The organism is Acinetobacter sp. A2, from assembly GCF_012371325.1.
GTDB lineage: Bacteria > Pseudomonadota > Gammaproteobacteria > Pseudomonadales > Moraxellaceae > Acinetobacter.
In genome coordinates, this window is record NZ_JAAZQX010000012.1 from 67,981 (window position 1) to 76,506 (window position 8,526).

7 protein-coding genes are annotated in these 8,526 nt (G+C 40.6%); 5 read left to right on the top strand and 2 right to left on the bottom strand.

Annotation, left to right across the window (positions count from 1 at the left end; translation table 11 throughout):
• Positions 1–13: 13 nt before the first annotated feature.
• Together HHA43_RS06445 and dsbD are read right to left on the bottom strand one after the other, a co-directional pair.
• Positions 14–844: a TlpA disulfide reductase family protein gene (locus HHA43_RS06445; protein ID WP_168542106.1), complete on the bottom strand. Its 831-nt coding sequence runs from the start codon at positions 842–844 to the stop codon at positions 14–16.
• Complete coding sequence (gene dsbD, locus HHA43_RS06450; RefSeq protein WP_168542108.1) at positions 841–2,889, bottom strand: protein-disulfide reductase DsbD; 2,049 nt, start codon at positions 2,887–2,889, stop codon at positions 841–843. The genes HHA43_RS06445 and dsbD overlap by 4 nt, the downstream gene beginning before the upstream one ends.
• 110 nt (positions 2,890–2,999) lie before the next feature.
• Here dsbD and HHA43_RS06455 point away from each other — a divergent pair, with 110 nt between their 5' ends.
• The 5 genes from HHA43_RS06455 (at position 3,000) to accC (ending at position 8,315) form a co-directional block, all read left to right on the top strand.
• The gene (locus HHA43_RS06455; RefSeq protein ID WP_168542110.1) at positions 3,000–3,668 is read left to right on the top strand and encodes a response regulator transcription factor; all 669 of its coding nucleotides are present in this window, start codon (positions 3,000–3,002) and stop codon (positions 3,666–3,668) included.
• Positions 3,665–5,068: an ATP-binding protein gene (locus tag HHA43_RS06460; RefSeq protein ID WP_168542112.1), complete on the top strand. Its 1,404-nt coding sequence runs from the start codon at positions 3,665–3,667 to the stop codon at positions 5,066–5,068. Before HHA43_RS06455 ends, HHA43_RS06460 begins: the two co-directional genes overlap by 4 nt.
• A gap of 967 nt (positions 5,069–6,035) precedes the next feature.
• Positions 6,036–6,491, top strand: a complete 456-nt coding sequence (aroQ, locus tag HHA43_RS06465) for a type II 3-dehydroquinate dehydratase (protein ID WP_075175225.1) — start codon at positions 6,036–6,038, stop codon at positions 6,489–6,491.
• Positions 6,492–6,507: 16 nt separating this feature from the next.
• Positions 6,508–6,930: an acetyl-CoA carboxylase biotin carboxyl carrier protein gene (accB, locus tag HHA43_RS06470; protein ID WP_075175224.1), complete on the top strand. Its 423-nt coding sequence runs from the start codon at positions 6,508–6,510 to the stop codon at positions 6,928–6,930.
• A gap of 17 nt (positions 6,931–6,947) precedes the next feature.
• Positions 6,948–8,315 (top strand): acetyl-CoA carboxylase biotin carboxylase subunit, encoded by a 1,368-nt coding sequence (gene accC / locus HHA43_RS06475; RefSeq protein WP_168419289.1) that lies wholly within the window; start codon positions 6,948–6,950, stop codon positions 8,313–8,315.
• Positions 8,316–8,526 lie beyond the last annotated feature (211 nt).

An 8,526-nucleotide genomic window follows, 5' to 3' on the forward strand; every position in this document is an offset into this window, starting at 1 on the left:
GGTAAAATCGTCTTTATGGGTTTGTTTGTATCTTGTTTAGGTAATGCTGCAGCATCGGTTTGGTCAATTCGCCCATGTGATGGTCGACTAATTCACCTTGTGCATTAAAAAATAAGGTGCTTGGTAAACCAAACATATTAAAGTGTTGCCCTAATGCACCTGCAGGGTCTAACAACAAATGTTCAAACCGAAACTGATGTTTCTGCAAATAGGCTTGAATCTCTACTGCGGACTCTCCTTGATTGGCAAATACAAAATTGATTTCAGGAAAATCTTGCTGTGCTTGTTGCATCACAGGCATTTCACGGTGACAAGTCGGACACCACGTTGCCCATAAGTTAATGACTGTTGGCTGACCTGAAAACTGGGCTAAATCTTGTGGTTGTTGCTGCAAGTTATGCATTACCAGATTTGGATAAGCATGCTGTGTTTGCAACGGTTGAATCAAACTCCAACCTAAAGCCTGTACTGTAATAAATAGCGCTACTGCCCATGCCAAAACCACACGCTGAATGCTGCGGTTTTTCCAAACAAACCACGCCACACCTGCCACGACTGCAGCAATCAGATGAAAGCCTTTGTCCTGAATTTTTAAAATATCAATCGGGTTAGCAAAATACAGCTCATAATGCTGCAATACAAAAACGGTCCGCCCAACTAAGGCACCTATCCAAAGTGCATTCCACAATGCATCCTGATAGCGTGCCCAAGTTTGTACATCCCATGTATAACGGCGCTGAAAAAATTTGCCGACAATAAAGACTACAACTAGCCCCAATAGCAGAAAAACCAATGGCCATGGAATCATAAATACACCTAAATGCAAGGCTGCAGTTTGAATCATGGGCTAACCTCAGACAATTGGTGAATATTCTGAATCAGTTGTGGAGCATTAAATGTACCTGTTAAACGCAAGTCACGCTGTTCTTGCTGTTGTGCGCCTAAAAACAGCATGGTTGGTGGGCCTAAAATTTGCCATTTTTTCAGTAAGGCATCTTGTGAAGGATGCTGCTCAGTTAAATCAAGTTTAATCCGCACTACATTTTTAAGCGCATCCTGCACGTCAGTACGTGGAATCACATCACGCTCAATGGGCTGACACGCCACACACCAATCTGCATAGACATCAATCACAATATTTTGATTGGCGTATGCAGCCAACGCTGCATTCAGCTCTTGTTCAGTTTGTACCTTTATCCAGTTTTGCAATTGATTGGCCTGTACCTGCGCATTGACACTGGCAATACTCTGATTAACATGCCAAATTCCACTGCTGGCAATCACGGCAGACAACGCCAATAATGAAAAACGATGTGGGCGATGCATCACATGGCGCAAAATTGCAATCAGGTACGCAGCAAAGGCAAATAACACCACAGCAAAAGCAACATAGTACCAAGTGGTTGCCAGTAAAGGACGGGCGAAATATAAGGCCATCGCCAACATAATAAAGCCAAAGCTAAATTTTAGACGTTCCATCCACAAACCTGGTTTTGGTAAGTATTTGGCACCAAAAATGCTCGCAATCAGTAAAGGAATTCCCATACCTAAACCAAGCAGGAATAGATATAAACCACCCAATGCTGCTTGATCCAAATGCGACACATACAACAAGGCACCTGCCAAAGGCGCACTCATACATGGCCCAACAATTAGTGCAGAAATAACACCCATAACTGCTGCACTGAATAAAGTGCCGCCTTTTTGATATTGCTGAATTCGGTCTAAACGCTGCAACACTGCTTGTGGTAATGACAATTGATACAAGCCGAACAGGTTTAAAGCAAACACCACAAATAGCATGGCAAAAACTGCAATTACCACAGGGTTTTGAAACCAGAGCTGTACGCTATAGCCAATTTGAGATGCGACAACGCCCATAACGCCATAGACCAATGCCATACTCACCACAAAAGTGATCGCAATTGCTGCAGCTTTATAGCCTGTGTTGCGCTGAACCAAAATTCCAGAAAGAATTGGAATAAGTGGTAATGAACACGGTAAAAAAGCCAGTAATACCCCAAAACCTAAAAAGATAAATGCATTCAGCAATAACCCTTGCCCTGACAATAAATTCAAGAAAAATTGATCATTGTTCCATTGCTGATTCAGACTGCTACTGCTTACTGTTTCAGTATTCGTTGAGTTGGCTGTTGCATCTGTCGTATTTGAGTTTTCAAACACTACAACATCAGAAGGCTTAGCATCCGCAGCTGTGTCGATTACGACATTTGTATTTGTAGCATTTTGTTCAGCAACGGCATTTTCCCCCTCAGTCTGCGGTGTTTTTGCTGTCGCTTTCTGATCTTGTTGGAGTGCTTTTGTCGTCTCTGTATTTAAAGCAGCCTTTTCTTGTTTTTGAGTATTGGTTGAGGTTTGACTGTTATTTATATCGGCAGGGTGACTATTTAACGTGGCTTGATTATTTTGACTCAACTGCTGAAGCAAATTGCCTTGAGCTGAACTCAAATTATGCTGTGGCAATAAGCCATCGGCATCGGTTTGAATGCTTTGGCGCTGTATGGGATAGCACAAACCATCTTCAGCACAACCTTGCCATGTAATTTGATACTGCTGATTGGGCTTGACCTGAATTTGTGTAGTCACTTGCCCATAATGCACACGTGTTAATCCAAAAGTTGGATCATCTTTTTCCTGCCCTGCAGGCAATTTAAAGCTGAGTGGCTTTTGTGCTTGGCTGACTTTGAATTGATCGTGATATAAATAATAATGTGGTGCAACATCCCATTTTAATTCAACAGTTTGTTCAGACAATGAAGTCGCCTGAAATTTAAAAGCCTGATCGGGGGCTAAAAATTCATTGGCAGCGTTGGCCCACACTGCACACAGGCTCAAAACAAAATAAGCAATGACTCGAACAAATACCATGCGTTTATACTAAATATTAAAAAACTGTCTGTATTATCGGTAAGTGTAGATTAAGAGAACATTAACAAAGATTTTTCTTTGTAAACTATAAGCACAGCATGGGGGCAAATATGTTCGTTGTTTTGGTGGAAGATGATCCTTATATCGCCCAAGGTATTGTGGCGGCACTTGAATATTTAAGTATTTCAGTCGAGCATGTCAGTACTGCACGCGATGCCGACTATTTAATTCGTAACAGTGCTGTAGACTTGTGCCTGCTCGATTTAGGACTACCCGACCAAGATGGTTTACAGTTACTCGAAAGCTGGCGTAAAAATGGCATACATTTACCTGTGCTGGTCTTAACCGCGCGTGATCATACCCAAGACTGCGTACAAGCTTTAAATTTAGGTGCAGATGACTATTTGACTAAACCTTTTGAACTGAATGAACTGATTGCTCGTGTTTATGCACTCAGCCGCCGTCACCGTGGTTATTCGTCTAACCAGTTGCAAAGCGGTCATTTAAATATCAATTTGGATACTCAGGAAGTACATTGGCATGATCAAGCGATTCCTTTGTCACGCCGTGAATATAGTTTGTTGGAAACTTTCTTGCGGCATCCGAACCAAATCTTAAAAAATGAAGAACTGATTGATAAAGTCTATGGTTTTCAAGACAGCATCGAAAGTAATGCCTTAAACGTCCATATTTATCATTTACGGCATAAAATCCACCCCGATTTTATTCAGACGATACGCGGGGTTGGCTACATTTTTAAACCTGAGTTGCTGACATGAAAAACTACAGCCTGAAGTGGCGTTTGGTTTCTACCATTAGCTGTGCTTTTATTCTGCTGTGGGTGATTGTCTTTGCATGGCTATACCATGACTTAGAACAGCGTTTACAAAATACGCTTGATGAACGGCTGTCTACCTCAGCGCGTATGGTCGCCCGCTTAATTCAGCAACTCCCCCTTCAGCAACTTACAGAAAGTTTACATGCAGAATCTGAAAATGCACTGCTGCACAGTTTAATCGCCTGTGAAGTGTCCATTTTCCGTGCTGATATTTCACTCCCTCAACACGTCATTGCACGTACTCAAGGCGCACCAAAAAATTTGCGCAATCAACAGGTTGGTTTTAGTACTTGGCAAGAAAATGGACTGCAATGGCGCAGTTATGTACTACGTGAAGGTGAAGTGCAAGTGGTGGTTGCCGAAAAAATTGAGTTACGCCAAAACCTACTCAAACAAATTTTACAATCTGTGCTGATTCCCTTACTGCTTACTTTAATTATTTGTATTTTACTGATTTTATGGATTATTCGCCTAGAATTCCTGCCACTAGATCAAATGACCCGACATTTAATTCAGAAAAAACAGTCTTTAGATGAGGCCTCACGTTATTTGATTGAATTGAAATCACAAAAAATTCCGAAAGAGATTCAACCTTTTGTAGATAACTTATTGATGTTGATTGAACGTCTGCATAAAAGTCTAGAACATGAGAAAAACTTTAGTGCATTTGCTGCCCATGAACTGCGCACGCCGTTGACTGCTATTAAGACCCATGTGCAACTCAGCCAGTTAATGTTGAATCAGAGTACATCACCATCTGACAGGGCTAAAGTAATCGACAATTTGAAACATGCAGAACACAGCATTCAGCGCTATCAACAACTATTGGAGCAATTGTTATTGCTCAGCCAAACTGAAGCAGGAGTGCAATTATCCAAAACACCATCCGCTCTTCATCAAGTTTTAAAGACTGTAATCAGTGAATTAGATAGCGCGTATCCACATGCCTCGCAACAACTACAAATTGACTGGTCAAGCTTAATGCAGCAGATTGAAATTCCTACACCTGCCCTGCACATGGTACTTAAAAACCTGATTCAGAATGCATACATACACACGCAAGACACGCCAAGCATCCACATCTATATGCAAGGTAAGCAATTGTTCATTACTGATTTAGGTAAAAACTTAAGTGAAGAAGACCTGAGCGTTTTAGCACAGCGCTTTTGGCGAAAATCGGCACATCAACAAGGTTATGGCTTGGGCTTAACATTGGTGAAAGTCTTGTTGGAACAATACGGCTATAGTATCGACTTTGAGCTAAACCAACCACAAGGTTTAAAAGTGATTGTCAATTTTGATACATCACCTTCTGCAGCAGAGATTCAGCAAGTAGGCTAAGTATTTGTGGGCTTTCACAACAAAAAATACCTGTTTTATGATCAGATCATTTAACTTTTGCCAATACCAAACCCTTTGCTCAAGTTTGCTTCAGAGACATTTTTAGGGTTATTTTTGAAAGAAAAGGTCAATGCCTTCTAAAATTTTCTCAATGATGAAAATACTGCAAACTTTTTAACAAAACAGCATTGGCAGGCAAAACTAGCTTAAATATTCATCGTCTTTCTAAGATGAGATGCAACGCTGTATTTTTACCCCACATGAATGTACAGGCATTTAGTTCAGGGATTAGATTTTAAGAGTCATCCTTTACTCATTTACTTTGGCTATTAAACCGACAAGGCATCCTTCAAGCTATATCCGTCAAGGCAAGTTCATCTACTTCACCTTAGAAAGACATACAAACACAATTCACACTCTATTCTATTTAAAGTGATGTTTTATTTAAATAAAGTTAATATTTTTTTAAGTGACAGAAACAGAAATTATCTCTTAGTACATACATGGCAGATTGTATGATGATTCAAGCATGTATCAAGTTATAGACTAAGGCTTAGACCACACTTAACTTTGAGCGACATGAAAAAGCCAAGCAAGTACATTTTATAAACTGCATTGAAATATCATGCTATAAAGAAAAATGGTTTGCATGCTTGTTGTTTTCTGGCTTTGGCATTCCTGATCAATCTAGCTTAAGCGATTCACTTGATCAGCAGTTACAGAAAACAAATGAATAGATTTTGTCAGTTGTTTTAGAATATTAAAATCAGCAAAAAAAACTAAAAATGTAATTTTTTAACATTGCGAATTCCCTGCAAAGTTTTCATTATAGAGCCTCATTTTGGCACACGCTTTCTACGTCAAATTAAACAAATTACAAAAAAAATGTGGAATTTTATGCCATAATTAGCAAACTTTGCAGACATCTTGCAAAGTATTATTGCAATTATTTATTGGAGCAAGCGGAATGAGTTCGACCATTTTGGTTATTCATGGACCGAATCTAAATTTGCTAGGAAAGCGTGAACCCGAAGTTTATGGTTACCTCACTCTTGAGGATATAAATCAACAGCTCATTTCACAAGCGCAAAAAGCATCAATTTCTCTCGATACTTTCCAAAGTAATTGGGAAGGCGCAATTGTAGACCGAATTCACCAAGCCGCGTTAGATGGCACACAATATATCATTATTAACCCAGCCGCATTGACACATACCTCTGTTGCGGTACGTGATGCATTACTGGGTGTTGCAATTCCCTTTATTGAAGTTCATTTGTCAAATGTGCATGCACGTGAGGCATTTAGACATCATTCATATTTATCAGACAAAGCCATTGGAGTGATTTGTGGTTTAGGCGCTAAAGGCTATGCCGCAGCACTCGACTTTGTTCTTGAAAAAATTCAACCTACTACACAATCTTAAACTAGGAATACTGTCCATGGATATTCGTAAAATCAAGAAACTCATCGACTTGATGATTGAATCTGACTTACAAGCGATTGAAGTTAAAGAAGGCGATCAGTCGATTGCATTAACTCGTCGCAGTCCAGTAGTAGCGGCAGCAGTTCCTGCGATGCCTGTTCCTGCAGCAGATGTACCATCAGCACCAAAATCTTCACCACGTGGTGCAGTTGAAACTTCACCAATGGTTGGTGTGTTCTATGCAGCGCCAAGCCCAGGTGAATCACCTTTTGTTAAAATTGGTCAAACTGTATCTGCAGGCGAAACATTGGGCATCATTGAAGCAATGAAAATCATGAACCCAATTGAAGCAACCCAAAGCGGTGTGATTGAAGAAATTTTAGTTAAAAATGGCGAAGTGATTCAATTTGGTCAACCACTCTTCCGCTACCGCGCTTAAGACCACGGGGATTCACAATGTTGCAAAAAGTTTTAATTGCAAACCGTGGTGAGATTGCCCTGCGCATCACCCGAGCTTGCAAAACTTTAGGAATCAAAACCGTTGGTATCTATTCCGATGCCGACAAAGACCTGATGCACTTACGCTTTTGTGATGAAGCAGTGTGTATTGGTGCAGGTGCAAGCAGTGAAAGCTACCTCAACATTCCTGCCATTATTACAGCAGCAGAAATTACAGGTGCAGACGCGATTCACCCAGGTTATGGCTTCCTTGCCGAAAATGCTGAATTTGCTGAAATTGTAGAAAGTTCAGGTTTTATTTTCATTGGTCCACGCCCTGAGCACATTCGCTTAATGGGTAACAAAGTGTCTGCAATTACTGCAATGCGTAAAGCAGGTGTACCAACAGTGCCAGGTTCGGCACATGCAGTCACACCACACAATGCTTTAGCTGAAGCCAAAGAAATTGGTTTCCCGCTCATTGTAAAAGCTGCTGCTGGTGGTGGTGGTCGTGGTATGCGTATTGTAGAGCGCGTAGACACCCTGCTTGAATCAGTTCAGGCTGCTCAGCGTGATGCAGAAATGTGGTTTGGTGATGACACGGTCTATATGGAGCGTTTCTTACAAAAGCCGCGTCACGTAGAAGTACAAGTATTGGCTGATGGTAATGGTCATGCCATTCACCTATATGACCGTGACTGTTCTTTACAACGCCGTCACCAAAAAGTGTTGGAAGAAGCACCAGCACCGAACTTACCAGAACAAGCACGCGCCGATATTTTAGAAGCCTGTGTAAATGCATGTAAGTTGATGCAATACCGTGGTGCAGGTACGTTTGAGTTCTTATTTGAAGATGATGAATACTTCTTCATTGAAATGAATACACGTGTTCAAGTTGAGCACCCTGTGACTGAAATGGTAACAGGCATCGACATTATCGAACAACAATTGCGTATTGCCGCAGGTCTAGGCTTAGAAATTGAGCAAGACCAAGTTGAAATTCGTGGTCATGCTATTGAATGCCGTATTAACGCAGAAGACCCAACGACCTTCTTGCCTTCACCAGGTAAAATTGAACACTTCTATGCGCCAGGCGGTGCAGGTGTACGTGTAGATTCACATATCTATCCTGGTTATAGCATTCCACCGTATTACGATTCGATGATTGCTAAACTGATTGTGCATGGTAAAGACCGTGAAACCAGCATTGCGCGTATGCGTCAAGCTTTGGATGAAACGATCCTTACAGGTATTAAAACCAACATTCCTTTGCACAAAGACCTAATTTTGCAAGATAAAAAATTCTGCAAACAAGCAATGGATATTCACTACCTTGAAAAGCATTTGCTCAAGCAACTTGCGGGTAATGAAGAAGAAAAAGCATAAGAAATTTAAATTTCTTATGTTCAAAAAAGGGCTGATTACTAAAAATCAGCCCTTTTTTATTCAGTCGAATATTGATTGATCGGATTATTCCAAATTCAGCCTAAAGAGTAATTAACTATAACTAAAAATATAGGCAAATATTTGCATAAGTGCTCATTTTGTCTATGTCGATTCAGTAGTGGCAAGGTGGGTATTTATTAGAGATTTAAAT